General features: G+C 52.7%; 23 protein-coding genes. 15 read left to right on the forward strand and 8 right to left on the reverse strand.

The genetic code is table 11. From position 1 onward, the window contains the following. Positions 1 to 97: 97 nt before the first annotated feature. The 6 genes from HV832_RS12090 to HV832_RS12115 all read left to right on the forward strand — a co-directional run bounded on the left by HV832_RS12090 (position 98) and on the right by HV832_RS12115 (position 6,386). The gene (locus tag HV832_RS12090; protein WP_176804100.1) at positions 98 to 1,627 is read left to right on the forward strand and encodes an ABC transporter ATP-binding protein; all 1,530 of its coding nucleotides are present in this window, start codon (positions 98 to 100) and stop codon (positions 1,625 to 1,627) included. Positions 1,628 to 1,681: 54 nt separating this feature from the next. Next, positions 1,682 to 2,764 (forward strand): ABC transporter permease, encoded by a 1,083-nt coding sequence (locus HV832_RS12095; RefSeq protein WP_176804101.1) that lies wholly within the window; start codon positions 1,682 to 1,684, stop codon positions 2,762 to 2,764. Next, positions 2,761 to 3,732 (forward strand): ABC transporter permease, encoded by a 972-nt coding sequence (locus tag HV832_RS12100; protein WP_176804102.1) that lies wholly within the window; start codon positions 2,761 to 2,763, stop codon positions 3,730 to 3,732. Before HV832_RS12095 ends, HV832_RS12100 begins: the two co-directional genes overlap by 4 nt. A gap of 173 nt (positions 3,733 to 3,905) precedes the next feature. Continuing rightward, positions 3,906 to 4,898 (forward strand): nucleoside hydrolase, encoded by a 993-nt coding sequence (locus tag HV832_RS12105; RefSeq protein ID WP_176804103.1) that lies wholly within the window; start codon positions 3,906 to 3,908, stop codon positions 4,896 to 4,898. A gap of 11 nt (positions 4,899 to 4,909) precedes the next feature. Next, positions 4,910 to 5,749 (forward strand): isopenicillin N synthase family dioxygenase, encoded by an 840-nt coding sequence (locus HV832_RS12110; RefSeq protein ID WP_176804104.1) that lies wholly within the window; start codon positions 4,910 to 4,912, stop codon positions 5,747 to 5,749. Between the two features lie 238 nt (positions 5,750 to 5,987). Next, positions 5,988 to 6,386 carry a cytidine deaminase gene (locus HV832_RS12115; protein WP_176804105.1) on the forward strand — a complete coding sequence of 133 codons (399 nt, stop codon included), beginning with the start codon at positions 5,988 to 5,990 and terminating at the stop codon, positions 6,384 to 6,386. A 351-nt stretch (positions 6,387 to 6,737) separates the two neighbouring features. Here HV832_RS12115 and HV832_RS12120 read toward each other — a convergent pair whose 3' ends face one another. Further along, entirely contained in the window at positions 6,738 to 7,487 is a 750-nt protein-coding gene (locus HV832_RS12120) for a toll/interleukin-1 receptor domain-containing protein (protein WP_218132035.1), read from the reverse strand. Positions 7,488 to 8,047: 560 nt separating this feature from the next. Here HV832_RS12120 and HV832_RS12125 point away from each other — a divergent pair. After that, entirely contained in the window at positions 8,048 to 9,469 is a 1,422-nt protein-coding gene (locus HV832_RS12125; protein WP_176804106.1) for an MBL fold metallo-hydrolase RNA specificity domain-containing protein, read from the forward strand. An 83-nt stretch (positions 9,470 to 9,552) separates the two neighbouring features. On the opposite strand, the gene HV832_RS12130 is transcribed toward HV832_RS12125, so the two are convergent. Further along, positions 9,553 to 11,250, reverse strand: coding sequence for an L-lactate permease (locus tag HV832_RS12130; RefSeq protein ID WP_176804107.1), 1,698 nt, complete (start codon positions 11,248 to 11,250; stop codon positions 9,553 to 9,555). Between the two features lie 329 nt (positions 11,251 to 11,579). Between HV832_RS12130 and HV832_RS12135 the strand changes: the two genes are divergently transcribed. After that, the gene (locus HV832_RS12135) at positions 11,580 to 12,461 is read left to right on the forward strand and encodes a dienelactone hydrolase family protein (protein WP_176804108.1); all 882 of its coding nucleotides are present in this window, start codon (positions 11,580 to 11,582) and stop codon (positions 12,459 to 12,461) included. A gap of 139 nt (positions 12,462 to 12,600) precedes the next feature. After that, positions 12,601 to 13,362 carry a ZIP family metal transporter gene (locus tag HV832_RS12140; RefSeq protein WP_218132036.1) on the forward strand — a complete coding sequence of 254 codons (762 nt, stop codon included), beginning with the start codon at positions 12,601 to 12,603 and terminating at the stop codon, positions 13,360 to 13,362. 88 nt (positions 13,363 to 13,450) lie between these two features. Here HV832_RS12140 and HV832_RS12145 read toward each other — a convergent pair whose 3' ends face one another. The 4 genes from HV832_RS12145 to HV832_RS12160 form a co-directional block, all read right to left on the reverse strand. Further along, positions 13,451 to 14,296 (reverse strand): sulfurtransferase, encoded by an 846-nt coding sequence (locus HV832_RS12145; RefSeq protein WP_176804109.1) that lies wholly within the window; start codon positions 14,294 to 14,296, stop codon positions 13,451 to 13,453. 12 nt (positions 14,297 to 14,308) lie between these two features. After that, positions 14,309 to 15,220, reverse strand: coding sequence for a DMT family transporter (locus tag HV832_RS12150; protein ID WP_176804302.1), 912 nt, complete (start codon positions 15,218 to 15,220; stop codon positions 14,309 to 14,311). Between the two features lie 74 nt (positions 15,221 to 15,294). Then, on the reverse strand, positions 15,295 to 16,395 hold the full coding sequence (locus tag HV832_RS12155) for an aromatic ring-hydroxylating oxygenase subunit alpha (RefSeq protein ID WP_176804110.1): 1,101 nt from the start codon (positions 16,393 to 16,395) through the stop codon (positions 15,295 to 15,297). A 383-nt stretch (positions 16,396 to 16,778) separates the two neighbouring features. After that, positions 16,779 to 16,958 carry a hypothetical protein gene (locus HV832_RS12160; RefSeq protein ID WP_176804111.1) on the reverse strand — a complete coding sequence of 60 codons (180 nt, stop codon included), beginning with the start codon at positions 16,956 to 16,958 and terminating at the stop codon, positions 16,779 to 16,781. An 11-nt stretch (positions 16,959 to 16,969) separates the two neighbouring features. Here HV832_RS12160 and HV832_RS12165 point away from each other — a divergent pair, with 11 nt between their 5' ends. Continuing rightward, a complete protein-coding gene (locus tag HV832_RS12165; protein ID WP_176804112.1) occupies positions 16,970 to 17,914 on the forward strand; it encodes a lipase family alpha/beta hydrolase in 945 nt (314 codons plus the stop codon). A 56-nt stretch (positions 17,915 to 17,970) separates the two neighbouring features. Next, on the forward strand, positions 17,971 to 18,939 hold the full coding sequence (locus HV832_RS12170; protein ID WP_176804113.1) for a lipase secretion chaperone: 969 nt from the start codon (positions 17,971 to 17,973) through the stop codon (positions 18,937 to 18,939). 9 nt (positions 18,940 to 18,948) lie between these two features. On the opposite strand, the gene HV832_RS12175 is transcribed toward HV832_RS12170, so the two are convergent. Then, entirely contained in the window at positions 18,949 to 21,225 is a 2,277-nt protein-coding gene (locus HV832_RS12175; RefSeq protein WP_176804114.1) for a DUF1631 family protein, read from the reverse strand. Positions 21,226 to 21,628: 403 nt separating this feature from the next. On the opposite strand from HV832_RS12175, the gene HV832_RS12180 reads away from it, so the two are divergent. The 4 genes from HV832_RS12180 to HV832_RS12195 all read left to right on the forward strand — a co-directional run bounded on the left by HV832_RS12180 (position 21,629) and on the right by HV832_RS12195 (position 25,414). After that, on the forward strand, positions 21,629 to 21,895 hold the full coding sequence (locus HV832_RS12180; protein WP_176804115.1) for an exodeoxyribonuclease VII small subunit: 267 nt from the start codon (positions 21,629 to 21,631) through the stop codon (positions 21,893 to 21,895). Beyond that, positions 21,892 to 22,779 (forward strand): polyprenyl synthetase family protein, encoded by an 888-nt coding sequence (locus HV832_RS12185; RefSeq protein WP_176804116.1) that lies wholly within the window; start codon positions 21,892 to 21,894, stop codon positions 22,777 to 22,779. Before HV832_RS12180 ends, HV832_RS12185 begins: the two co-directional genes overlap by 4 nt. Positions 22,780 to 22,791: 12 nt before the next feature. Next, positions 22,792 to 24,669 carry a 1-deoxy-D-xylulose-5-phosphate synthase gene (dxs, locus tag HV832_RS12190; RefSeq protein ID WP_176804117.1) on the forward strand — a complete coding sequence of 626 codons (1,878 nt, stop codon included), beginning with the start codon at positions 22,792 to 22,794 and terminating at the stop codon, positions 24,667 to 24,669. Positions 24,670 to 24,802: 133 nt separating this feature from the next. Beyond that, positions 24,803 to 25,414 (forward strand): class I SAM-dependent methyltransferase, encoded by a 612-nt coding sequence (locus HV832_RS12195; protein ID WP_176804118.1) that lies wholly within the window; start codon positions 24,803 to 24,805, stop codon positions 25,412 to 25,414. A gap of 56 nt (positions 25,415 to 25,470) precedes the next feature. Here HV832_RS12195 and lpxC read toward each other — a convergent pair whose 3' ends face one another. Beyond that, positions 25,471 to 26,406 (reverse strand): UDP-3-O-acyl-N-acetylglucosamine deacetylase, encoded by a 936-nt coding sequence (lpxC, locus tag HV832_RS12200; protein WP_176804119.1) that lies wholly within the window; start codon positions 26,404 to 26,406, stop codon positions 25,471 to 25,473. Positions 26,407 to 26,576: the final 170 nt, after the last annotated feature.

The raw sequence follows: 26,576 nt of genomic DNA on the forward strand, positions 1-26,576 counted from the left end.
ATTCCTTGCCGGGGCGCAGATGATGCGCCCCGCATTGCGTCGTCACCCCTGATTCCGAATCATGCCCCTTCTTCGCCGAACCTAACATCCTGAACGTATGCAGCCAGCAGTCGAATTTCAACACATCTCCAAACGCTTTGGTGCGGTACAAGCCAATCGCGATGTGAGCTTCTCCATTGCGGAAGGATCAATCCACGGTGTCATCGGCGAAAATGGTGCGGGCAAGTCCACGCTCATGAGTATCCTGTACGGCTACTATCGCGCAGATAGTGGCAAATTACTCATCAATGGCCAGCAACACGATATCCGCAACAGCCATGAGGCAATCGATCTCGGAATCGGCATGGTGCATCAGCACTTTATGCTGGTCGAGAACATGACCGTGCTCGACAATGTGATGCTGGGCAGCGAAGGTGGCTTCCGTCTGCAAAAAAACCGTAAGCAGCTTGAGCAGCAATTGCGTGACATCTGTCAGCGCTATTCACTCGACGTCGATCCGCTCGATAAGATAGAAGATTTATCCGTCGGGGTTCAGCAAAGAGTAGAAATCCTGAAGCAGATCTATCGCAGCGCGAACATCCTGATTCTGGATGAGCCGACCGCGGTGCTGACGGTACAGGAAACCGCCTCGCTGTTTGCCGTCTTGCGCCTGTTCAAAGAGCAGGGCAAAACCATCATTCTGATTACTCACAAGCTGCAGGAAATTCTCGACATCACCGACGAAGTAACCGTGATGCGCGCGGGTACCGTCGTCGGTTCTGTGCAGACAGCAAACACTAATAAAGAACAACTGGCTGAACTGATGGTGGGTCGCCCTATCGAAACACATCTGCCGCGTGCACCGTATGCGCCAGGTGAAACGGTGCTCGATGTAAAGGGTCTGAACCTGATCAATGCGCAGCAAGTCAGCCTGCTCAAAGATCTGAATTTCAATATCCGCGCCGGAGAAATCGTCGCCATCGCTGGCGTCTCCGGCAATGGACAAAGCGAACTGCTGGAAGTGCTGAGCGGTATGCATCTGCCGAGCAGCGGCACCGTCAGCATGCAAGGAAAACCACTGCCATTTGCGGGCCGCAAGGATGCTGACGGCCTGCCGGCGACTTTCCGCGAGCTTGGTATTGCCCACGTCCCGGAAGACCGTTTGCGTGACGGGGTTGTGAAGAATTTTTCGGTGATGATGAACAGCTTTCTCGGTTACCAGAAAAAGCTGGGCAAAGCCTTTGGCCTGCTCGACTACAAAACCATACTAAAAACCTGTAACGAACTGCTGAGCAAATTTGATGTGCGCCCGGCCGACCCGCATTTGCGCATCGCCCTGCTGTCTGGTGGTAATCAGCAAAAAGTGGTGATGGCGCGCGAAATGGCATCGTCACCCAAACTGATGCTGGTCGGCCAGCCAACACGCGGTGTCGATATCGGCACCATAGAGAGCCTGCACGCACGCTTGCTGGCGATGCGCGATGCCGGTGTCGCCATCCTGTTAGTGTCAGTGGAACTCGAAGAAGTCCGCGCGCTGGCTGACCGCATCTTGGTGATGTCCGGTGGCTGCATTACCGGCGAACTGAAAGTAGAAGAATTTGATGCGACCCGCATCGGCCTGCTGATGGGCGGATTACATAAGCACTAAGCAGCAGCCTGTCAAAAACCGAATATAAGCGAACAAACAAGCGACGAACCACGTATGAATCAAGCCGATCTTCCCCGCTGGGCCACCGCCTTTGCCCTGCCTTTACTGAATTTGCTGTCTGCCCTGCTAGTCGCAGCGGGTGTGATTTATCTGCTGGGTGAAAGCCCGCTGGAGTCGCTGGGCATACTGCTGAATGCCGCTGTTTTCAATCCTGAAGGAATGGGTTACACCCTGTTCTACGCCACCACATTCATCTTCACCGGATTGTCGGTGTCAATTGCGATGCAAGCGGGCTTATTCAATATCGGCAGCGAGGGTCAGATGTATCTGGGCGGTCTCGGGCTGACACTGGTATTGCTGGCTTTTGATGCCAGCTTACCGACATGGCTGTTGATACCGCTGGCAATAGCAGGCAGCGCGATTTTCGGTGCGGCATGGGCTTTTTTACCTGGCTATCTGCAGGCAAAGCGTGGCAGCCACGTCGTCGTCACCACCATCATGTTCAACTTCATCGCCGCCAGCCTGATGAATTACATCATCGTCAGCTTTCTGATTCCTGCCGGTGAACAAAACACCGCCAGCCGGGTCTTTGCCGACAGTGCATGGCTGCCTAAACTGAATGGCATCCTTCCTATCCTTGGTGAAACACCGCTGAATATCAGCTTCATCATGGCCTTGCTGGCATTGCTCATTTACGGTATTGCTGTGTGGCGCACAACCTGGGGTTATCAATTACGCGCAACAGGTCTGAACCAACACGCGGCGCACTATGCCGGTATTTCTATCAGTAAAACCATCATCATTGCGATGATGATTTCCGGCGCACTGGCGGGTCTGGCATCCGTCAATTCCGTGATGGGTTCCACCCATTATCTGGGATTGAATTTCCCTGCCGGCGCCGGTTTCATCGGCATCGCCGTTGCGCTGATGGGACGCCAGCATCCGATAGGGATTTTGCTGTCATCGATACTGTTCGGCGCGCTGATTCAGGGCGGCTTTGATCTGTCGCTGGAAAAACCGAATATTCCGACCGAAACTTTTATTTTCATTCAGGGCCTGATCATTCTGTTTTGCGGTGCGATGGAAAATCTGTATGCCCCGGCGATTTCTGCTTTGCTCAAGCGTAAGGAAAAATGATGTTTGATGATTTTCAATTTTCCAGCATTCTGGTCTCTACCATCCGTAATGCACCGGTATTAATGTTTGCAGCGATGGCAGGTCTGTTTGCCGAACGCAGCGGCGTGGTTGATCTGGCACTCGAAGGCAAGATGCTGGCGGCGGCCTTTGTTTCTGCAGCGGTCGCATACGCTACGCAAAACCCGTGGTTCGGCATACTCGCCGGTGTCGGCATTTCTGCGGCCATCGCCTTGTTGCAGGGCTTCGTCAGCATCACGCAAAAAGGTAACCAGCTGGTCGCTGGTATTGCGTTGAATATCGCCCTGAGCGGTCTGACCTTTGTACTGGCGCAGTTTTTCTTCATGCAGGGCGGACGCACGCCTGACCTTGGCTCTGCCCGTCTGTTTGATATCGTTTTGCCGGGTTCAGATGCGGTGGCAGGTATTCCGTTTCTCGGCTGGTTTTACACCAAGCTGATCGGCGGCCACAGCGCGCTGGTATATCTGGCGTTTGCCCTGATACCGCTGGTGCACTGGATCCTGTATCACACCCGTTTCGGCCTGCGTCTGCGTGCCGTCGGTGAAAACCCGCACGCCGCAGATGCCGCTGGCATTAATGTCGAGCGCACCCGCTTTATGGCGATGCTGTGCGCCGGTGTGCTGTGTTCATTCTCGGGCGCGTATCTGTCCATCGTACAAAGTGGTTTCTTCCTGCGCGATATGTCGGCCGGTAATGGTTATCTGGCGCTGACTGCGCTGGTGTTCGGTAACTGGCGGCCGCTGCAAACAGCGCTCGGTTGCCTGATGTTCGGTTTTTTCGCTGCTCTGCAAGTTCAGATCGAAGGCGTGGTCTTCCCTGGCCTGGGCAAAGTACCGGGATCATTGATACAGATGATTCCTTATGTAGTCACCGTCGTCGTTCTTGCGGGCCTGATGGCGAAATCCGTCGCGCCGAAGGCGATAGGCGTGCCGTTTGTAAAGTCAAGATAAAAGACTATAAAACCTGCTGGCAAACTGCATGGGGCTGACCCGTGCCGGCTGCCGGTGATTTATTTTTTAAATCGACAACGTTACGGCCTCCTTGAACCAGGTCAAACACAACAAATTGCTTCAAGCTGGGTTCTGTTCAATGGCCAGCTGAAGTTAATTCCTGGAGTATTTCCATGCAAGCAAAACATAAAGTCATTTTCGATACGGACCCGGGTGTAGATGACGCAATGGCGCTGTATTTCGCGCTGGCGCATCCTGATATCGATGTCGTCGGTATCACCACCACCTTCGGTAACGTGTATGTCGAACAGGCAACAACTAACGCGCTCTACCTGACCCGCATCGCAGGCCGCACTATTCCCGTGGCACAAGGTGTGAATGTGCCGTTTGCGAAAGCCGCCGGCACGCCGCCTGACTTCATCCACGGCGCAGATGGCCTCGGCAATCTGCCATCGCGTATCGACGTCGGCGGTAAAGCGGAAGTGGAAAGCGCAGCAGAATTCATCGTCAAGATGGCGCGTCAGCATCCGGGTGAAATCACACTGGTCGCGGTGGGCCCGCTGGGCAATCTGGGTCTGGCACTGAAAATGGAACCACAACTGCCTAAGCTGCTGAAAAAAGTCGTGCTGATGGCAGGTGCTGTTGATGAACCGGGCAATGTCTCGCCTGTTGCAGAAGCCAATGTCTGGAATGATCCGGATGCTGCTGATCTGGTCTTCACCGCAGGCTGGGATCTGACCATGGTGGGTCTGGATGTGACTCACCGCGTGGTCTTGCCATCCAGCTTCTTTGCGCGTCTGGCGGAACAACATAAACACGTCGCGATGGATACCCTGTCGCACGCAGTGAATTTCTACGCGAACTTCTACCAAAGCATACGCCCTGACCTCGGTCACGCCTGCTACGGTCACGATGTGCTGGCCTTTGTCTGGCTGGTCGCGCCGGAAATCTTCGAAACGCAAAACGGTCGCGTGCGCGTTGCCAAAGAAGGCATCGGCAATGGTCAGACCATGATGGCAAAACTGGCGATTCCTTACCCGCAAGCAGGTTGGGAAGCCAGCAAACCAGAAACCCGCGTCTGCATGAAAGTCGATGCCGACGCCTGCGCTAAATTAATCGACCAGACCTTGTCCGGCGACTGGCTGAAACCAGCACTGGCAAAATAAGGGGAACCGTCATGCTGATACAACCAGTTGATTACCGTGATCCGGATGCGGCACGCAAATTCACCGAAAGCCTGCACAACACCGGCTTTGGCGTACTGACCAATCATCCTTTATCGCAAAATCTGCTCAATACCATTTATCAGGAATGGTATGAGTTCTTTCAGACGGATGCGAAAAACAAATACACCTTTACGGAAAAAATGGACGGCTATTTCTCGCCGAAAATTTCCGAAACCGCCAAGGGTTATGCCAAGCGCGACCTGAAAGAGTTTTACCACGTCTACCCGTGGGGACAATATCCATCCGAGGTGTCTAAAGCTGCGCTGGAATACTACGAACACGGCAACAAACTCGCGACCGAATTGCTGCAATGGGTCGAAGATTACACACCGGCAGACATCAAGGCCAAATATTCCATGCCCTTGTCTGACATGATCACCGACAGCGATCTGACCCTGCTGCGCGTGCTGCACTATCCACCGCTGACCGGCGATGAAGAGCCAGATGCAGTGCGGGCTGCAGCACATGGCGACATCAATCTGCTGACCGTGCTGCCAGCCGCGACGCAGGCTGGTTTGCAGGTATTGGGCAAAGACAATACCTGGCATGACGTGCCGTGCGACTTTGGCATGCTGATCGTCAACATCGGTGACATGCTCGATGAAGCCTCACAAGGTTATTACCCTTCGACCATTCACCGCGTGCTGAACCCGACCGGCGAAGAAGCGAAGAAATCCCGTATTTCGCTGCCACTGTTCCTGCATCCGCGTCCAGACGTCGTCCTGTCTGAACGTCACACATCCGGCAGCTACCTGCAGGAACGTTTGCGCGAACTGGGCGTCAAAAAATAAACTCTCAATACTGCTGCACCTGTCAGGGCAACAATGCGCTGAAGTGCAGAAAATAAGCGCAGCAGATATCAGGGATGAACGTGAACAAGAAAGGCATGCTGGTAAGCATGCCTTTTTAAATAGACAGGACTGACGCAAAGTTGTACCAGCAAGGCTTGGCGACGAAGACAGTACGAATGTACGGCTAGGAGCCATAACGCCGCTGGGGCGGCTTTGCGTAAGTCCTCATGGAGAAATTATGAACACTGAGCAACTAATCATTGAAGCCAAACTGGCGCGCGAACGCGCCTATGCACCGTATTCCAAATTCAAAGTCGGCGCGGCAGTACTGACCAAAGACGGCAAAGTTTTCCACGGCTGCAATGTGGAAAATGCATCGTACGGCCTGTGCAACTGCGCCGAACGCACCGCCCTGTTCAGTGCCGTCGCCGCGGGCTATCGCCCCGGTGATTTTCAACAAATCGCCGTCACTGGTGACACCGACGGCCCGATCGCACCGTGTGGCGCCTGCCGACAAGTCATCATCGAACTCGGTGGCCCCGAACTCGAAGTCGTGCTGACCAACACCAAAGGCGACATCAAAACCACCACCGCCGGCGCGCAATTACCGGATGCGTTTTATCTGCAACCGGAATAAATTTCTACCCAATAAAAAATCCCCGGCACATCGTTAGATTTGCCGGGGATTTTTTATTGAACTGATCAGCGTGACGAGCAACAGATGCATGAAAAAAAGGTATTAACCCAAGACAGAGGGCGAAGCGGAACTATAACTTGCTTGTTATAGAAATCTAGCCTCCACTGAGTGCTCGTTTCAAAGAGGGCGACACATTAAAAATACGAGATAGCCCACTAACCATTTTTGCTTGTTTTATATGACCGTTCTCTTCAAGTAAGTTGAGTATATAGTCAACAATTACTATGTTTTCGCTAATTAGCTCCTGAATTTCAGCGTTACTTGTCAGCTTCTCGTTCACTATGGCGGAGACTACCGCTTCAATCTTACGGTGATAGTCGGGAATAGCTGCTTTTGCGTATAAGTCAAGCCCAAAGTGGTTATTTGATACGAAGGAACACCGCCGCTCAGTAATCGTAGAAAGTCAATATAACCACTGTTATCAAGAATTTCTAAGGAATCGATCAGTTCTTCTTCTGGCACAATTGGTTTGCCATCTTTAAAAAAGATGTGTTCTGGATCAACGAAAACGTCTTTTGTATTTAAAACCTCTTCGCAAGACAAACGAAGTACAAGACTATCAATGTTATTTAGCTCTCCGATGGATTGAGCAAACGACTGGACGTATTCAGGTGGATGTCCAATGGGTGGTTTGTCATTGGCACCATAGATCGAGGCAACGACACGATCAAAGCTTGAGTCATAAGCTGATAGATCAGTGATAGATTCCCACAACGTACTTTTAAGTGCCTCTGGGACTTCGCAATCGTCGATAACAATTGGAATAAGCTTGCTGCCGTTGTTGATCCTCTTAACAAAAGCAGCGTTAAGTTCCTCTCTTACCCACGGCTTTTCTACACTGAACTTTGATAGGACGATGATAATAGCCCTTGCCTCCTTTATTCCCTCCTCAAATATTTTGTCTACGAGACTATCCCCTGGAAGCATTTCCCATTTATCTAACCAAGCATCAATACCATTTTGACGAAGGCGCTCTGAGAACCGAAGTACAAATCTATCTTTGTCTTCGCTGGCATGACTAACAAAAACTTTGGGGGACATAGAGCCTCTGGTTTCTATTTAATGTGAAATAGTGAAAAGTTAACAGTCGAATGCAAAATTAACAATATCACTCTCTCTATTAAGCAGCTAATGTTTATTGCTTTTTTCATTTTTAGCGACTCCCTGTCGTCACATTAAACTCAATAAACAAAGCAAATTTGCGAATTGCTTCTTGCCAGTCTTTAACGGCAAAGTTCCTTACCATTTGCCTCATTGCCCCGTCCTGCCTCAAAAGCCCCTCAAACGGCATAAATATACTCCCCCCAGTATCTTTAAAGCCCCTTTATTCTTGTTGAGGTGAAGGTGATTTCCATTAAAAATGGGGGGAGTATATGGTTTTCTGGTTATCAGACGACGCAAGCACGCTGTTATCATCAGCGCCAATGCTGAGCAAGCGGTGCACAAAGTTTGCGCTGCCTCAGCAAGCGTGCATTCAATGCGGCATTCTCAATGCCTGGCGCTGCGCCTGCTATCTGTATGGCATCACTCTGGCTATACTTGACGCTTCGGGCGAAGCGGCAGTCAGCGCCATGCCCTGATTATTCAGTGAGGAAATTCAATTGAAACTGTCATTTCATGGTGCCGATCTTGGTGTGACCGGCTCTTGCCATCTGCTCGAATGCGACGGTGTGCGCATACTGATTGACTGCGGCATGTATCAGGGCAGCCGTAATCTGAATGAAGAAAATGCCGATGCATTCGGCTTCGATGCGGCGTCGATCGATTACGTGTTGCTGACGCATGCGCATCTGGATCATTGCGGTCGCCTGCCTTTGCTGGTGCGACGCGGATTTCGCGGCAACATCATCGCCACCGCGGCGACCCGTGATCTGGCGCGCATCGTGCTGCTCGATTCTGCGCATCTGCAGGAATCGGAAGCCGACTATCAGAACAAGAAAAATGCGCGGCGCGGCAACGACAAGCACATGGAAGCGCTGTACAACACGCATGATGTGCTGCATACGCTGGATCATTTTAACCAGATGGTGCATTACGATCAGGAACTGCTGATCGCGCCCGGCATCACTGCCACGTTTATCGATGCCGGCCATATTCTGGGTTCATCGTCTGTCGTGTTGAATCTGACGGAAGATGGCAAAAAATGCCGCGTCGTTTTTTCCGGTGATATCGGCAGCAACGGCAGAAAGCTGCTGCGCAATCCGGCGACACCGCCGAAAGCCGATGTGGTGGTGATGGAAACCACGTATGGCGACCGTCTGCACAAGCCACTCGATCTGTCGATCGAGGAACTGTATCAGGTGATTACAGAAACCTTCCGGCATGGCGGCAATGTCGTGATTCCGACCTTCGCGCTGGAACGTGCGCAAGAGTTGCTGTATTACCTGCGTGAAGGCGTGGAGAAACACATCTTGTCGCGTTCCATGCAAGTATTTCTGGATTCACCGATGGCGATCTCGGCAACGGAGATTTTCCGCCAGCATACCGGCTGTTACGACGCGGAAACCGCCGCCATGTTCAGCAACGAGCACGATCCTTTCGATCTGCCGGGTCTGCATTTCACACGCGATGTGACAGACAGTATGGCGATCAACCGCTTTTCCGGTGGCGCCGTCATCATGGCGGGCGCGGGTATGTGTACCGGCGGCCGCATCCGCCATCATCTGAAGCATCATCTGTGGCGGCAAAACGCCAGCATCGTCTTCGTCGGTTTCGCCGCCCAGGGAACGCTGGCAAGGGAAATTATCGACGGTGCCCGTACAGTGCGGGTGCTTGGTGAAGAGATTGCGGTCAGGGCTGGCATCCATACGATCAACGGATTTTCAGCCCACGCCGACCGTGATGAATTACTCGCCTGGCATCAGCATACGCACGCCAGACAGACGTTCCTGGTGCATGGCGAAGAAGAAGTCATGCACAGCTTTGCGCACTTGCTGCCAGCAGGGAAAGTCAGCCTGCCGCAGACGGCCGACAGCATTGATCTGACGCCGTATTGCCATTCTCAGAAAACAGCCGAACACTAAAAAAATCCCTGCTCACAGCGCACTGTGGCAGGAATTTTTCTTATACGACAGGAGAAATTGTCCCTGTCGTTTATGTCGCGTTTTTAATGCACTAATGAAGTAAATGGCGCAACGTAGGCTTGCATAAACACGAAGAAGCCAACCAGCACCGCCAGCGCCAGACTGTGGAAAAACACGAACCGCAGAATCGTGCCTTCATGTCCATACCAGCGTGTCGCGGTACTGGCGACCACGATACTCTGCGCATCGACCATCTTGCCCATGACACCGCCCGAACTGTTGGCGGCGGCCATCAGTACAGGGCTTAAACCCAATTGCTCTGCCGTGGTTTTTTGCAGGCCGCCAAACAGCACATTGGCTGCCGTATCCGAGCCGGTCAGCGCCACACCGAGCCAGCCGAGCAGAGTACCGAAGATCGGGTAGAAGGTGCCGGCATGTGCAAACACCAGACCGAGTGTCGCATCGGTGCCGGAATAGCGCGTCAGATAACCCAGCGCCAGCATCAGCACGATGGTCAGCAGGGAATACCGTACCAGCCAGATCGTACGGAAATAGATTTTGACCAAATCAATGATTTTGTATTTCATCAGCAGGCCGCTGATGACCGATGCCAGGAAAATCCCGGAACCAGTGGCCGACAACCAGTTCAGCGTGTACACCGCTGGTTCTGTATGCGGCTTGGCGACGACAGGGGCGACTTTTTCCACCAGATTATGCAAGCCGGTAAATGGAATCTTGAACACAGAAATACCATCGACCCATTTTTTGAATTCCGGAACGCCCCAGACAAATACCAGCGTCGTTAAGATCACCCACGGCATCCAAGCCAGCACCAGCGCGCGGGTATCGTGTTTTTTGAAAATCGCTGCCGCAGCATCGGCTTCATGGCCATGCGGTTTTTCGCTTTCCAGATCAGGCTCGCCAGAATCCGTTTCATGACCTTTGAGGGAAGTCGATGTCCAGATTTTTTTCGGTTTCCAGACTTTCAGGAACAGGATCAGGCTGATCATGGACACAATCGCCGCCACCACGTCCACCAGCCACGGACCATGGTAGTTCGATACAAGATATTGCGGAATCGCGAAACTCAGCCCGGCCACCAGAATCGCTGGCCAGATTTGCAGCATACCGCGGAAACCGGCAAACGCCCAGATCAGCCAGAATGGCACCAGCAAAGAAAATAAGGGTAATTGGCGACCGATCATGCCGGACAATTGCATCAGATCGATGCCAGTCACAGCGGCCAGCGCAATCACCGGTGTGCCGAGCGCGCCATACGCCACCGGTGCAGTATTGGCGATCAGACACAGGCCGGATGCCGCCAGCGGAGAAAATCCCAGACCGATCATGATCGCGGCAGTCACCGCCACCGGCGTACCGAAACCAGCAGCACCTTCAAAGAAAGCACCGAAGCAAAAAGCGATCAGCAATAACTGTATGCGGCGATCATCGGTGATGCCGGTCAGGCTGTCCTGCAATACTGAAAACGAACCATTTTCTATGGTCAGCTGGTGCAGGAAAATAATATTCAGAACGATCCAGCCTATCGGCAACAGACCAAATGCTGCGCCGAAACCCGCCGCATTCCATGCCAGCCCGGCAGGCATGCCGAAACCGAAAATCGACACCGCCAGCGCGCTCGCCAGCCCCAGCCCGGCAGCGTAATGCGCCTTCATGTGCCCAAATGCAATACATCCCAGCATCACAACCACCGGTATCGCCGCCATCAGGGCGGACAACCATATATTGCCTAGCGGGTCATAAACCTGACTCCAGACCATTTCTATCTCCATTGTTTTAAAAGCTTTTGCGCACAGTTGGCGCTATGGCGGGGATAGTACGACAGGAAGCGAGACAGTTTTCATGGCGCTCGGATGAAATGATTTTCAACTATTGTTGAATAATTCGATACTTTCCTTAAAACAGAATTGCGCTTTAGTTAAAAACATTATTTGATGTCGCCACATTACCCGCTTTCAGCTCATTCAGACGTGGTTCAGCTACGCTTTCGCAGCGACAGAATAATTCTCTGTTTCAGGTTAATATATTTTCTGAGGCTGCCAGTCGGTTTCCAGCCTTCACTCCCCACCCCATCCCTACGGAGAAAGCCATGCAACTTGAGAAAGACTGCCGCAGCCTGATCGGCCATTCGGATATTGATGAAGGTATCAATCGCAGAAATTTTATCCAGACAGCGGTCGGCGTCGGCTTTGCGGCTGCAACGCTCCCCGTGTTTGCGCAAAGCGTGATCAAAACTGATGCCACTGGCTTGACCGCCGGTGTGATCTCACTGGATATTCATGGCCAGAAAGTACCGCTCTACTATGCCCAGCCGGAAGGTAAAAGTAATCTGCCGGTGATTCTGGTGGTCTCTGAAATATTTGGCGTTCATGAGCATATCTCGGATGTGGCGCGCCGTTTTGCAAAACAGGGTTATCTGGCACTGGCACCGGAATTATTTATCCGTCAGGGGGACGCCGGTAAATATAGTTCGATTGCAGAACTGATTAAAGAAGTGATTTCCAAAGTGCCTGATGCGCAGGTGATGAGTGACCTGGATGCCGTCGTCGCCTGGGCCGGCCAGCACGGCGGCGATATCACACGTCTGGGCATTACCGGATTCTGCTGGGGTGGACGCATCACCTGGATGTATGCGGCGCATAATCCTTCGGTAAAAGCCGGCGTCGCCTGGTATGGTCGGCTGATTGATCAGCCAAATGCCTTATCCCCGACCAATCCGATTGATATCGCACCAACACTCACTGTGCCGATCCTGGGACTGTACGGTGCCAAAGACACCGGTATCAGCGTTGAGTCTGTCCAGAAGATGCAGTCGGCGCTGGCAAAGGGTAACAGCCATTCTGAGTTCAGGATTTATGAAAACTCGGGCCACGCATTCCATGCCGATTACCGTCCCAGCTATGTCGAAGCGGATGCCAAAGATGGCTGGGCGCGCTGTCTGGCATGGTTTAAAGCACATCAGGTCATCTGAGTCTGCTGCCTGACCGTATTCTTCCGGCGCAAAATTCCGGTGGATACGGTCATACCTGCAGGCGGTTTGCAGAAAACCCGGCAATATGTTTTAATTTGCAACCATGTTGCAAATCTGAGGTTTTAAAATTCATTCCACATTGCTGTCTATTATTTTTACCACCGCCATCGCGGGTGTACTCAGCATTTCTGCTGCGGCTGTTTTTTCCTATTCCTTCCTGACCCGCATTGTCGAACGCATGGTCAGTCTGTCGGTCGGCATCATGCTGTCGACTTCCTTACTGCACGCTTTGCCGGAAGCGTTTGAATCACAGGCGGATACCCGCACCCTGTTTGCCTGCCTGCTGGGCGGGCTGCTCGCATTCTTCCTGCTGGAGAAGATGGCGATTCTGCGGCACTCTCATCACCATGAGGGCGATGGCCACCACCATGAACATGGTCATGATGCGCATGAAGCGGGTAAAGCCGGATGGATGATTCTGGTCGGTGACGGCATGCATAATTTCACCGACGGCATCCTGATTGCCGCCGCCTTCCTCGCCAATCCGGAGCTCGGGCTAGTCACGGCGCTGGCAATCATTGCGCACGAAATTCCTCAGGAAATCGGTGATTTTATTGTGCTGCTGAATGCCGGATTCAGCCGTATGCGCGCTTATCTGTACAATCTGGCCTGCAGCCTGCTGGGGGTCATCGGCGGCATCCTGGGATATTTCACACTCGAAAAAGCCAGCGGCATGATTCCGTATGTGCTGGTGTTTGCCTCATCCGGCTTTATTTATATCGCCGTCAGCGATCTGATGCCGCAAATGCAGCGGCGCGCCACCCTGCGGGAAACAGTACCGCAAGTCCTGCTGATCGCACTCGGCATCATGCTGGTGCTGTTCGTCACACGGCATCATTAAGCTTAAGCCGCTGCCAACATCAAGGCAATAGTACGGCGCAATGCTGTGCTGACCATCCACAGGCATTCAGACTTCGACCAGCAAGCACTTATCGCGCAACCGGACGCGCCGGATCGGCGCACCACTCGCTCCATGAACCGGGGTACAGGGCAGCACCGCATAAACCGGCCACTTCCAGCGCCAGCAGATTGTGGCAGGCCGTCACACCAGAGCCGCATTGCATAATCGCTCTGGCCGGATCCGCCACCAGTTGCGACCATTCCTGACTCAGCTGGAGAGGTGATTTGAATGTACCGTCCGGCTGCAGATTGTCTTTGAAAAACCGATTCAGCGCACCGGGAATATGGCCACCCACCGGATCGATCGTTTCATTTTCTCCGCGATAACGGTCTGCTGCCCGCGCATCCACCAGCGTCATGGCGGCACTGGACAGATTTTCCAACACATCTCCGATACTGACCTGCACAGTCAGGGGCGGATGCTGCGAAATCGTCCCGGCTGAAGGGATGCTGAGGTCCGTTGACAGCGGCAGTCCTGCCGCGGTCCAGGCGGTAATACCGCCATCGAGTACCGCGACCGCCTCATGCCCGACCCAGCGCAACATCCACCACAGGCGTGCCGCAAACATGCCGCCATGCGCATCATAGGCAATCACCTGAGTGTCATCACTGATTCCCAGCGAACGCAGAGTCTGGATAAACGTTTGCTGATCAGGCAAAGGATGGCGGCCGCGGAATATACCATCATGATCCCGGCTGCAGGCAGACAGTTGCTCATCCAGATGCACGAACAAAGCACCCGGCAAATGCCCTTGCGCGTAAGCCTCCCTGCCAGCCTGCGGATTGCCCAGATCATGCCGGCAATCCAGAATCACCTGATTGCGATCCTGCTGATGCCGTACCAGGTCGGCGACGCTGATTAACGTAGTCCACATGCTTATCTCCTTTTATTCAGAGGTGATCGGGTCAGAAGCGGGTCGCTGCTGGTTTCTGGCATTATAAAAGCTGGCAATCAGTCCACTCAATAGAATGATGACGATCCCGCACCAGCTCAGCCAGGCCAGATGCTCGTTCCACAAAAAGACATCCCAGCAGCTGGAAAAGACAATCCCCGCATACTGCAGATTGGCTGTCAGTAAGGTATTCCCCAGCCGGTAAGCGCGTGTCATGGCCATCTGCGCGCTGGCTGCCGTCAGCCCGATCGTCAGCAGCAGCAACGCGCCATGCAGATTCACCGGATGCCAGACAGGCTGACCAGCCGGGGTGGGCGGAAACAGCGCCGTCCCAATCACACCGGCGACCGCACAACTCATGGAGAAATAAAACACCACGCGGTATTCCGGCTCTCCCATCAACCCCATTTGCCGTACCTGCAAATACGCCAGCGCTGCCAGTATGCCGGACACCAAAGCAACCACTCCGCCGATCCACTGGTCTGCATGTATGCTTGGCCGCAGCAACAAGACCACACCGCCAAACCCCATGATAATCGCAGCCATCAGGCGCCAGTCCATATTGCGCTGCCTGCGCCACCAGGCGCTCACCAGCAGAATAGCGGCGATCCAGATTGGCGACATATAATTCAGCGTCACCGCCATTGCCAGCGGCAATTGCCCAATCGCATAAAACCATAACCATAAGGCACTGACGCCGACGCTGCCGCGCCACAGGTGATGACCTGCCATTCCGGTTTTCAGACTGCCGCCTTGCCAGCGTATCAACGCCAGGATCATCAACATGCCGATCACGCCACGATAGGCGACGATTTCCGAAGTTGAATAATCAACCGATGCCAGCTTGACACAAACACCCATGATCGAAAACAGAAAACTCGCAACCAGCATCCACAAAGACTGCATCAACACTTCCAATCCAAAATTTCCAAAAAGAAGGGAGGCCATCTGCCTCCCCTTCGTGATCTGACCAGACCGGATCAGAATACCATTCTGCGCCGGTACCATTCATGAAAATGCTGCATGCCATCTTCCATCGGCGACTGATACGGACCTACTTCATTCTCGCCACGGTCCAGCAGGATTTTACGGCCAGCATCCATGCGTATGCCGATCTCATCATCCTCGATGCAAGTTTCCATGTAAGCGGCGCGCTCGGCTTCGATGAATTCACGCTCAAACAGCACGATTTCTTCCGGATAATAAAATTCGACCACATTGCGGGTCTTGCCGGTTTCAGTCGGCCATAAGGTCGAGACCACCAGCACATGCGGATACCATTCCACCATGATATTCGGATACAAGGTCAGCCAGATCGCACCGTATTGAGGCGGTTCGCCATTGCGGAATTTCAGCACCTGTTCCTGCCAGCGCCGGTATTTTTCCGAACCAGACTTCAGCAAACCGTGATTGACGCCGACGGTCTGGACGCTGTAATCATCGCCGAATTCCCAGCGCAGATCATCGCATGTGACGAAGCTGCCCAGACCGGGATGGAAAGGCTCGACGTGATAATCTTCCAGATAAACCTCGATAAAGGTTTTCCAGTTGTAATCACAGTCATGCACTTCAACGTGATCGAGCATGTATCCCGTAAAGTCGAGATCGCGGGTCACGGTCAGTTGCGACATGCGCTCCATGACATTGTAACCATTCTGCTCGAATAACAGGCCATTCCAGTTTTGCAGCGGCGTGCGCTTCAGATTCATGCAAGGCGTATCGGCAAAATGCGGCGCACCGATCAGTTCACCTTTCAGATCATACGTCCAGCGATGCAGCGGACATACGATATTATTCGCATTGCCGCGGCCATTAAACATTAAAGCCTGACGATGGCGACAGACGTTCGACATCAGCTCAATTCCCTGAGCGCTGCGAACCAGCATGCGGCCTTCATTTTCGGAAGCCAGTGTGGCGAAATCCCCCACATTCGGCACCATCAGTTCATGACCCACATAGCGAGGGCCAGCCTGGAACAGATCTTTTATTTCGCGTTCTAATAACGCTTCATCAAAATAAACCTGAACCGGAAGTTGCGCGTCAGAACGCGCCAGTGTAGACAAAGAAGCCAGATCGGACATCCCCACCCCCAAATTAATTTGCACCAACCTAAGAGAGAAAGAATCCACAAAAACCTGTTTCCAGCCAGTAAAGCCTGGTGGCCGGAAATTCAAACGATCAAACGCCTTGAAGAGGAAATTTTGGACAGAACCGCGAATTATACCCGACTCCCTCAGATTTCGCCTTAAAAAAGGATAATTACTGAGAAAAATCAATTCCTTAGGCAAGTTTCACCATCCCGCACCAGACACGTACAAACAACAGTTCTGCTTTTTAGTAAAAATCATCTAATTCATTTATCTGATTTATTCTGTTTTCAGCTTCTTTTTAGCAGAACGCCATCTCCCCTATGACAGCCGGGAAATTTCTGTTTTTGAACCACAAATTTCTGCTCATCACGGCCTCAGATCCGTGCTTTTTTTATGCTGCACAGCAGCTTGCCACGGTTGCTGACAATCACTAGCCTGCATCTGGCCAACGCATCTGACGAACCACAAGTTGACAGGTTGCCGGCTCCTTCATCGACATCCTCCTTGACGCATTTTTGATTGATTTCTGCTTCATTTGACTTAACTTTTTTCATAAGGAATCACAATGAACCAAACCAGAATCAGGCAATTGCTCAGGCAACTCCTGGCGATATGGCTCACCTGCTTTATCTGTACCGGCACGGCGTCCGCCGTCGGCTATACACAGACCCGCTACCCGATTGTGCTGGTACATGGCTTATTCGGCTTTGACAATATCGGACCGGTTGAATACTGGTACGGTATTCCTTCTGCCTTGCGTGCTGATGGTGCCAGCGTGTATGTGACACAGGTTGCCGCCGCCAACAGCACCGAAGTGCGCGGCGAACAATTGCTGACGCAGATTCAGCAGATACTCGCGGTCACTGGTGCGACCAAAGTCAATCTGATCGGCCACAGCCACGGTGGCCCGACGGCGCGGTATGTCGCCTCAGTCAGGCCTGATCTGGTTGCCTCTGTCACTTCCGTCGGTGGCGTGAACCGCGGCTCCAGCGTGGCCGATGTCTTGCTGGGTATTGCGCCGCCAGGATCTTTGTCGAACAGCATACTGGTTGCAGTCAGCAATGGTCTGGCACAACTGATCAGCTTTTTGTCCGGACAACCCAGTCTGTCGCAGGATGCACTGGCCGCAGCTAACTCGCTGAGCACCGCCGGCTCGCTCAAATTCAACAACGCTTATCCCGAGGGTATACCAACCACTGCCTGCGGCGAAGGTGCGTATCAGGTGAATGGCGTAGCCTATTACTCCTGGAGCGGTGCACAGGCCTATACCAATCTGTTCGACATTGCCGATCCGGCACTCGCGCTGACGTCTCTGGTATTTGGCGGGCAGAAAAATGATGGACTGGTATCGAGTTGCTCGACTCATCTGGGTCAGGTGATCCGTGATGACTACGCCATGAATCATCTGGATGAAGTCAATCAGACTATCGGGCTGGTGAATATTTTCGAAACCAATCCGGTGACCATTTTCAGGCAACATGCAAATCGCCTGAAAAACAGCGGTCTCTGAAAGCGCATCATTTCATTTCCAGCATAATGTATCTGTCAAAGTCGGAGGCCGGTCAGATGAAAAAGAAAAATGTGGCTGTTGCATGCGTGCTCTCAGGTTTTATCTGCGCTTTTTTCTTAACCAACAGCCTGCCATTGCAGGATACCCACACTCCGGTCAGGCTCACTACCGGAGACATTTCTTTTTCTTTTGTCCGGTCCATGACAGGCAGCAACACGGACGGTGACGCTACGCAGACCGATCAGGGCGACCTGATCATTACGCAGGATTTACGACTGCTGTTTGATTACTATCTGTCGGCGGTCGGCGAAAAAGAATTGCCCGATATCCGGAAGCAGATTGAGCAGGTACTGCGACAAAAATTATCGATTCATGCAGCAGGACAGGCCATGCGCTTACTGGATCATTACCTTGCTTATAAACAGGCGCTGGCTGACCTTGAGCTACATGGCTCTGCCGATATCAGCATAGCGGGCAATCAGCTGGCCGCAATCCGCCAGCGCTGGCAAAAAATGCAGGCTTTGCGGCTGGAGTATTTCAATGCGGCGGAAAATCAGGCGCTGTTCAGTTTTGATGATGCATACGATCAGGATGCACTGGCAAGACTGGAAATCAGCCAGGACACCGCACTAAACGCAGAACAGAAAAAAGCACGCCTGCAGGCACTGGACGATGCGATGAACCCTGAACTGCGGGCAGCCAGGCAGGCACCTTATCAGGTTATCCGGCTGGAAGAACAGGTGCAGCAAATGCGCAATCAGGGGGCCAGTGAAGACGATATCTATCGCTGGCGCGCGCAAAACACCACACCTGAAGCAGCGGAGCGTCTGACGGCAGTCGACCGGGAAGCCGCAGAATGGAAAACCCGGATCCGCATATATCTCGAACAGCGTCAGCTATTGCTCAGCCATGCCGGAAACACGACAGATTCGGCACAACTGACCGGCCTGCAACAGATACGGGATCGCTATTTCAGTCCGCAGGAACAGCGCCGTCTGGCAGCGTATGAAGGAAATACACAATAACCGGGTAGATCAGGCTGCGCTGGCAACCTGATCGTCTGCAACTGGCGCAACCGTATCGGGCGTAGATTCTGGCATGGTTTCGAGCGCTTCCAGCAAAGCCTGATTCATCACTTTATCCAGATTCAGCACCTGTGCCCGCTGTTCGCGGAAGGCCTGCTCCAGCTCTGTAACGGGAATAGAAAAACTTTTCTCTTTCTGGCTGGAAGTGAAAATATACAGACTGCGCATCGGACTGACCCATGCCAGCCGCACCCGGATTGACTCTTGCCCTGTCACTGGGATGTAATTAATCCAGATACCGCGTTCGAGCTGGTGAACCTGTCTGCTCGACTCGTCATCGTCTTCACTGACTTGTTGTGCTGCTTTTTTCTCTGCTTCCGCACGTTTTTGCAGCCGCCGTTCGGCAGCCTGCTGGGCCGCTTCCACCGCCAGCTCCAGCTGTTTATCGGGCGACAGTTCCAGTGGCGCCCGGACAATGGACGCATGGCATTCCGCCAGTTCTGCAAAAAAACGTACACGGTCTTCATCCTGCCACTTAATCAGGCTCAGCCATTTATTCAGCCGCGCCAGAATCGCGGGTAAACGATTCAATAATTCCTGTCTTTCCTGCAAAGTGATTTTCGGCTTGACACTCCAGATCAGGTCATCCATAGTACGCAGTGCATCTTCGACAGCATGCGGCTTCTCTTCCTGTACGCTATATGCGAGCGTCAACACCTTGATCCAGCGGTTTTCCAGAAACGCCTCCACAAACGCGACCACCTCTCCGGTGCCGATGCGTAATGCGACTTCATTGTTGGCCGTCATGCTGGCTTGTTTGATTTTTTCTTTGAGTAACGCATGCTGAATCGGTGTCTGCAAAGCCTCCGCCTCGGCAGTCTCTTGTTTTGCAATAAAGTTTTCGAGATCCGTCACCACCTCATCAAATAAGGCAATTTCCTCATTGAATTCTTTGGAAATCCGCTGTACATTTTTCTGCATCGCCTGGAACAGCGGATCATCTTGCCCCTTACTCTGATCCAGGGTCGGGCTGTAACGCGACAGCAAGTCAATCAACCGGCGTGCGGGATGTTGTTCCTTAAAAAAGAAACCCTGATCGATCAACGCTGCTTTCAGTACCGGTACCTGAAGCACTGAAATCAGCTCCTTGACCGGTTGTGGGATCGCGCTATTCCGGAACACATGATCAAAGACTTGCGCCAGCAAATCAACAGTATGCTTTTCCACACCGCTGCTGGCCATTTCCGGGAAATACTCGCGGATTTGCGACAAGCGCAGAATATCCTTTGCCTCTGCCATCAGTTGGTGGAGCTTGAGACTGTGCTGCAAACCTGCCAGATGCTGAAAAAACGCCGATTGTGCGGGGGATGCAGATGACTGATAGCCTGTAGCAGGCTGCGCGTACGACTGCAGTTGCGGTGCTGCATGATCCTGACCGCTTGCCGCATAAACTCCCGGTGGCGCTGCGGAACGTCCTCCGGAAAAATAACGATCCAGCTTTTGCTGCAGACCTAAACTATTCCCACTACTGTCTGGCTGGCAATTTTCCCGCCCAGGCGACGCCGGACGCGTTTTTTTGACCAAATTCTGCCTGATCCGGTAAGACTCCTGCAAATCAGGCAATATGCCCTTTCCAACCAGAACCAAGTTTAATTCATACAAAACCGGCGCAAGATCAAACAGGATATCGGCACTCAGTAAAGGCAAAATCAGCTCATGCGTATTTTCTTCCGGTTCAAACTGACACCAGGCATTGTACAAAGCCTGTAATACGATATCAGGGCGGAACGGATTCTGAGCAATGCTGAGTGTATCTCTACCCAGCACATGGGATAAACGCATATTCAGCGCAGCGTATTGTTCTGCGTTATCAAGCTCGATGGTACGACTGATGCGGCTGAACGTCAGCTTCTTATCCATTTCCTCATAACTGACCAGACTCAGATCCTGATCATCCCCTCCAGCACAGGCAGACGCCAGCTTTCCGGTACACAGCAAAACCTGTATATCGTTGCTAAAAGCAGTTTCCAGCTCTTTCGCCGCAAGATGATAAAAAGCATAGGAATTTCTTTTTAGCAACTGCCCGGCCTGAAAGCTCAGATTTGCCTCGCGCGAATCCATGCTTTGCTCAGATAAGGCCAGCATCGCATTCGACAATCTGCCGGAAAAAGCATCCAGTTGCGCCAATACCGGCTGCATTGCGGCCGGAACCAGCCCGGACAACACCTCTCCGGCGCCTGCAGACGCAGTCTCCGGCAAGATCTGTTGTTTTTTAGGGCTGTTCATGATGACGATCTATTAATTTTAGAAGAAATTTCTGCAATACTGGCTCTGTGCTGACAACGAACAACAGAGGTACGTTCTGCCCTCCGCTTCCGATCAAAACAGAATTTTGCTTTCTTTGCATGAACCCGCACCTGACCGGATAAAGCGGCTGCATTTGAACTATACATACAGAATTTCCACATGGAAATGTTCAGAACACAATTTATCCTATTCTTTGAGTATAAAATGCCCCGTCCTCAATAAACATTTTCCTGATTGAAACAATAATTTCCATTTGTAACAGAATTAACTTTCCATATCCGCCAATTTCCGCTCAAGGTTTCCGTATTACTCTAAAATAGCCGGTTGAACGCATTTTGCGCATTTCAGCGCGACGTTTGAACAACGATGGACAAGAACTGGTATGCCTAAAAAACACGCTGACACTGCCCTGCCAGGAGTCATCCCTACCCCGGCCTCCTTCGAGGCGGCGATGAAAGAGTTAAGTGAATTGGTAACAAAAATGGAAGCTGGTGATCTGCCTATCGAAGCTTCTGTGGCGGCGTATCAGCGTGGCTCAGAACTGATCCGATTCTGTGCTGCACAACTTGAGCAGGTTGAACAACAAGTAAAAATCCTGGACGCAGGGATGTTGAAATCTTTCCAGATTAATGATGGGGACGCCGCATGAGCGATGCATTCCGCAACTGGATGGAACAGACACAGAAGCGTTGTGAAACCGATCTGTCGGAATTCATTCCTGCCCCATCCACCGTTCCCGCCCATTTACACGATGCCATGCGCTATGCGGCACTGGATGGCGGCAAGCGCATCCGGCCACTGCTGGTGTTTGCGGCGGGTCGCCTGTTTCAGGCTCCTGAAGATCTGTTGCGGCGGGCGGCGGCCGCCACCGAAATGATCCACGCTTATTCGCTGGTACATGATGATATGCCTTGCATGGATGATGACGCTTTGCGGCGCGGCAAACCAACCGTCCACGTGAAATACGATGAAGCCACCGCCTTGCTGGTGGGAGACGCTTTACAGGCGCAGGCCTTTCTCGTGCTGTCGGAAGGTGATGGCGATCCGGCTGCCAAACTGGCAATGGTTCGCGTACTAGCGCATGCCGCAGGTTCCGTGGGCATGTGCGGCGGACAGGCGATTGATCTGGCCAGCGTCGGACTGGCGCTGACCCGGGAGCAGCTGGAACAGATGCATCGCCTCAAAACCGGCGCTTTATTGCGCGCTTCCGTATTGCTCGGCGCCATGAGCGGTAAATTACTGAGCGCTGAGGAAACCGCCGCACTGGATACTTATGCTGCGGCCATCGGACTGGCGTTCCAGGTGGTAGACGATGTGCTGGATGCCACTGCAGATTCTGCCACACTGGGCAAAACAGCAGGAAAAGATGCCGCAGACAATAAACCTACTTATGTCAGCCTGCTCGGGCTTGAAGCGTCCCGGCAATTAGCCATTCAACTCTCCCAGAAAGCCCACGAAGCTTTGCAGCTGTTCGGCACAAACGCACAATTCCTGCATGATCTGGCCGATCTGATCGTGCAGCGACAAGCATAACTGACTATTCCTATGACGAATTTACTTCAAAAAATCAATTCCCCGGCCGATTTACGGCTCATGTCACGTCATCAGCTCAAGCCATTGGCCGATGAGTTGCGCCAGTACGTGCTGGATTCCGTCTCCAAAACAGGCGGACATCTGTCGTCCAATCTCGGCACAGTAGAGCTGACGCTGGCTTTACATTACGTGTTTAATACCCCGGAAGATCGTCTGGTCTGGGATGTCGGCCATCAGACCTATCCGCACAAAATCCTGACTGGCCGGCGTGACCAGATGCATACGCTGCGCCAATGGGAAGGTATTTCCGGATTTCCGCGCCGGAATGAAAGCGAATACGATACTTTCGGCACCGCGCATTCATCGACCTCGATTTCGGCGGCGCTCGGCATGGCGCTGGCGGCACGCACGCAAGGCAATAACCGGCACGCGGTCGCTATCATCGGCGACGGCTCAATGACGGCGGGTATGGCATTTGAAGCACTGAACAATGCAGGGGTTTACGACGATATCAACCTGCTGGTGGTACTGAACGACAATGACATGTCGATTTCTCCGCCAGTCGGCGCACTGAACCGCTATCTGGCACGACTGATGTCCGGCAAGTTTTACGCGGCGGCCCGCAATGTCGGTAAATCCGTCTTGCCTTCACCTGTACTCGAACTCGCCAAGCGCTTTGAGGAGCACGCCAAAGGTATGCTGGTGCCAGCGACCATGTTTGAAGAATTCGGCTTCAATTACATCGGCCCGATTGATGGCCACGATCTCGACTCCCTAATCCCGACACTGCAAAATATCAGGCAGCTCAAAGGGCCGCAGTTCCTGCATGTGGTCACCAAAAAGGGACAGGGATATAAACTGGCGGAAGCCGACCCTGTGCTATATCACGGCCCAGGAAAATTCAATCCCGCTGAAGGCATCAAGCCCAGCGCATCCACGAAGCAGACTTACACCCAGGTTTTCGGACAATGGCTGTGCGATATGGCAGCCGCCGACCAGAAACTGATCGGCATTACACCTGCCATGCGCGAAGGCTCCGGCATGGTCGAGTTTGAAAAGCAATTTCCCCAACGCTATTACGACGTGGGCATTGCGGAACAGCATTCCGTCACCTTTGCGGCCGGTCTCGCCTGCGAAGGGTTGAAACCCGTGGTGGCGATTTACTCCACTTTCCTGCAGCGTGCTTACGATCAACTGATTCATGATGTCGCTCTGCAAAATCTGGACGTGACCTTTGCGCTGGATCGTGCCGGCCTCGTCGGTGCCGATGGCGCTACCCATGCCGGCAATTACGACCTGGCCTATCTGCGCTGCATCCCGAATATGGTCGTCATGGCTGCCTCGGATGAAAATGAATGTCGCCAGATGCTGACTACCGGCTATCACCATCCTGGCCCGGCAGCGGTACGTTATCCGCGCGGCGCTGGTATCGGTGTTACGCCAGACACCGCATTGAGCAGCATTCCGCTCGGTAAAGCCGAACTCCGGCGTCAGGGCAGCAACATTGCCATCATGGCTTTCGGCTCTATGCTGCAACCTGCATTGAAAGCAGCGGAAACCCTGAATGCGACCGTCGTGAATATGCGCTTCATCAAACCACTTGATCAGGAGATGGTAGAGCAGCTGGCAGCCAGCCACGACATGCTGGTGACCGTCGAAGAAGGTTGTGTGATGGGAGGCGCCGGCTCCGCCGTTGCGGAAGCAATGGCCGCGACATCCATCAGCAAACCATTGCTGCTGCTCGGCCTGCCGGATAAATTTATTGACCACGGTGATCCCGGTCTATTGTTGAAACAATGCGGGCTCGACGCCCCCGGCATTGAAGCCTCTATCCGCCAACGATTTGATCTCACTGCGAAGCCTGCCGCAAAACTGGCGGTCAATCAGTAATCGACGGACTCATCAGGTGTTCCAATTCTGATCTACAATGCTTCCTGACCGGAGGCATTTCTTATTGCGCTTTCCGCTGCCAGCTAAATTTCCTCAGTCTTTCGCCCCGGCACATTGATATACAGGATTATCGATGAGTAAACGTCAACATTGGGAACAGGTTTACCAGACCAAGGCACCGGATGCCGTCAGCTGGTATGCCCCGCATCTGTATCAGTCACTGTCTTTCATTGAACGTATCGCGGATAAGTCAGATCGCATCATTGACGTCGGCGGAGGTGAGTCTACGCTGGTCGATGATTTACTGGAACGCGGTTATGAACACCTCAGCGTGCTGGATATTTCACAGGCCGCTATTGATGGTACCCGTCAAAGGCTAGGTGCCAAAGCCAGCCATGTGCAGTGGATTACAGGCGACATCACGCAGGTAGCGCTTCCTGTGCGATATTTTGATGTCTGGCATGACCGTGCAGTATTCCATTTTCTGACCAGTCCTGAACAAAGACACGCGTATGTCCGGCAAGTCGGTCAGGCAATGAAACCCGGTGGCCATATCATTGTGGCGACATTTGGCCCGCAAGGACCGGAACAATGCAGCGGGCTGGAGGTGGTACGCTACGATGCAGATTCGCTGCATGAGCAATTCGGAACCCGCTTCAGACGGGTGGACAGCACCATCGAACTGCATGAAACACCGTTTGGTACGATCCAGCAGTTTTTGTATTGCTATTGCAAAATCGAATAAGGCAGTACAGGCAGAGCTCAGCTAACAGAATAATCCGTAGCCGACACGCCATCATCTCAGGCAAATACCCATTCCCTGTCAGCCTGCCCTGCGTAACTGACCGGTGCCTGCAGTACATCGTCAAACGTAACGATCTCATAAGCATCCGGCTGGGATAATAATACCCGCAACAGCTGATTATTCAATCCATGCCCGGATTTATGTGCCGTATAACTGGCCAGCAAGGGATGTCCGATCAGGTACAGATCGCCAATGGCATCGAGTATTTTATGACGCACAAACTCATCATCAAAACGCAGGCCATCTGAATTCAATATCCGGTATTCATCCATCACGATGGCATTTTCCATGGAGCCGCCACGGGCAAGACCAATGCCACGCAGCATTTCCACATCCTGCATGAAACCGAAAGTACGCGCTCTGGCGACATCCTTAACAAACGACACTTTTTCAAAATCGACTTCTGCTGTCTGGACGGTGCCATCGACAGCAGGATGATTGAATTCAATAAAAAAATGCAGTTTGAATCCGTTATACGGCTCCAGGCGAGCCCATTTCTCTGCAGCCCCTTTGCCTTCACGAATTTCCACTGACTTTAATACACGGATAAATTTCTTGGCAGCGTCCTGCTCCTGCATCCCGGCCTGCTGCAACAGATAGACAAAAGACGAAGCAGAACCATCCATGATCGGAATTTCTTCGGCGCTGACATCGATATAGAGATTATCGATTCCAAGACCAGCACAGGCAGATAACAGATGTTCGACCGTCGAAACCCGTTCGCCATTGTTTGACAGCGTGGATGCCATGCGGGTATCGCCGACCCCGGTTGCACTGGCGGGAAACACCAGCGGAGGAACAAGATCGGTGCGGGTAAATACGATGCCCGTGTCAACCGGAGCGGGGCGCATGACCAGTTCAACCTTGGTGCCTGAATGCAGGCCAACACCGATTGTTTTGACTGTTTGTTGGATAGTGGTTTGCTTTAACATCCCGCTATTATAGCGATTCGCCGGATAATCGATGTAAGTCAGCTCACCGCAATACTTGGGGCAGACAAAAAGACAACATCAGATGCACACAAGCTCGGCGGTTTATCGCCAACACCGGAAATCATCAGAAAAAAAAAAGCGCAAGGCCAACCGGCGCTGCGCTTCTTTGA

This window comes from Cognatundibacterium oligocarboniphilum (genome assembly GCF_013377855.1).
Taxonomy (GTDB): domain Bacteria; phylum Pseudomonadota; class Gammaproteobacteria; order Burkholderiales; family Burkholderiaceae_D; genus Undibacterium; species Undibacterium oligocarboniphilum.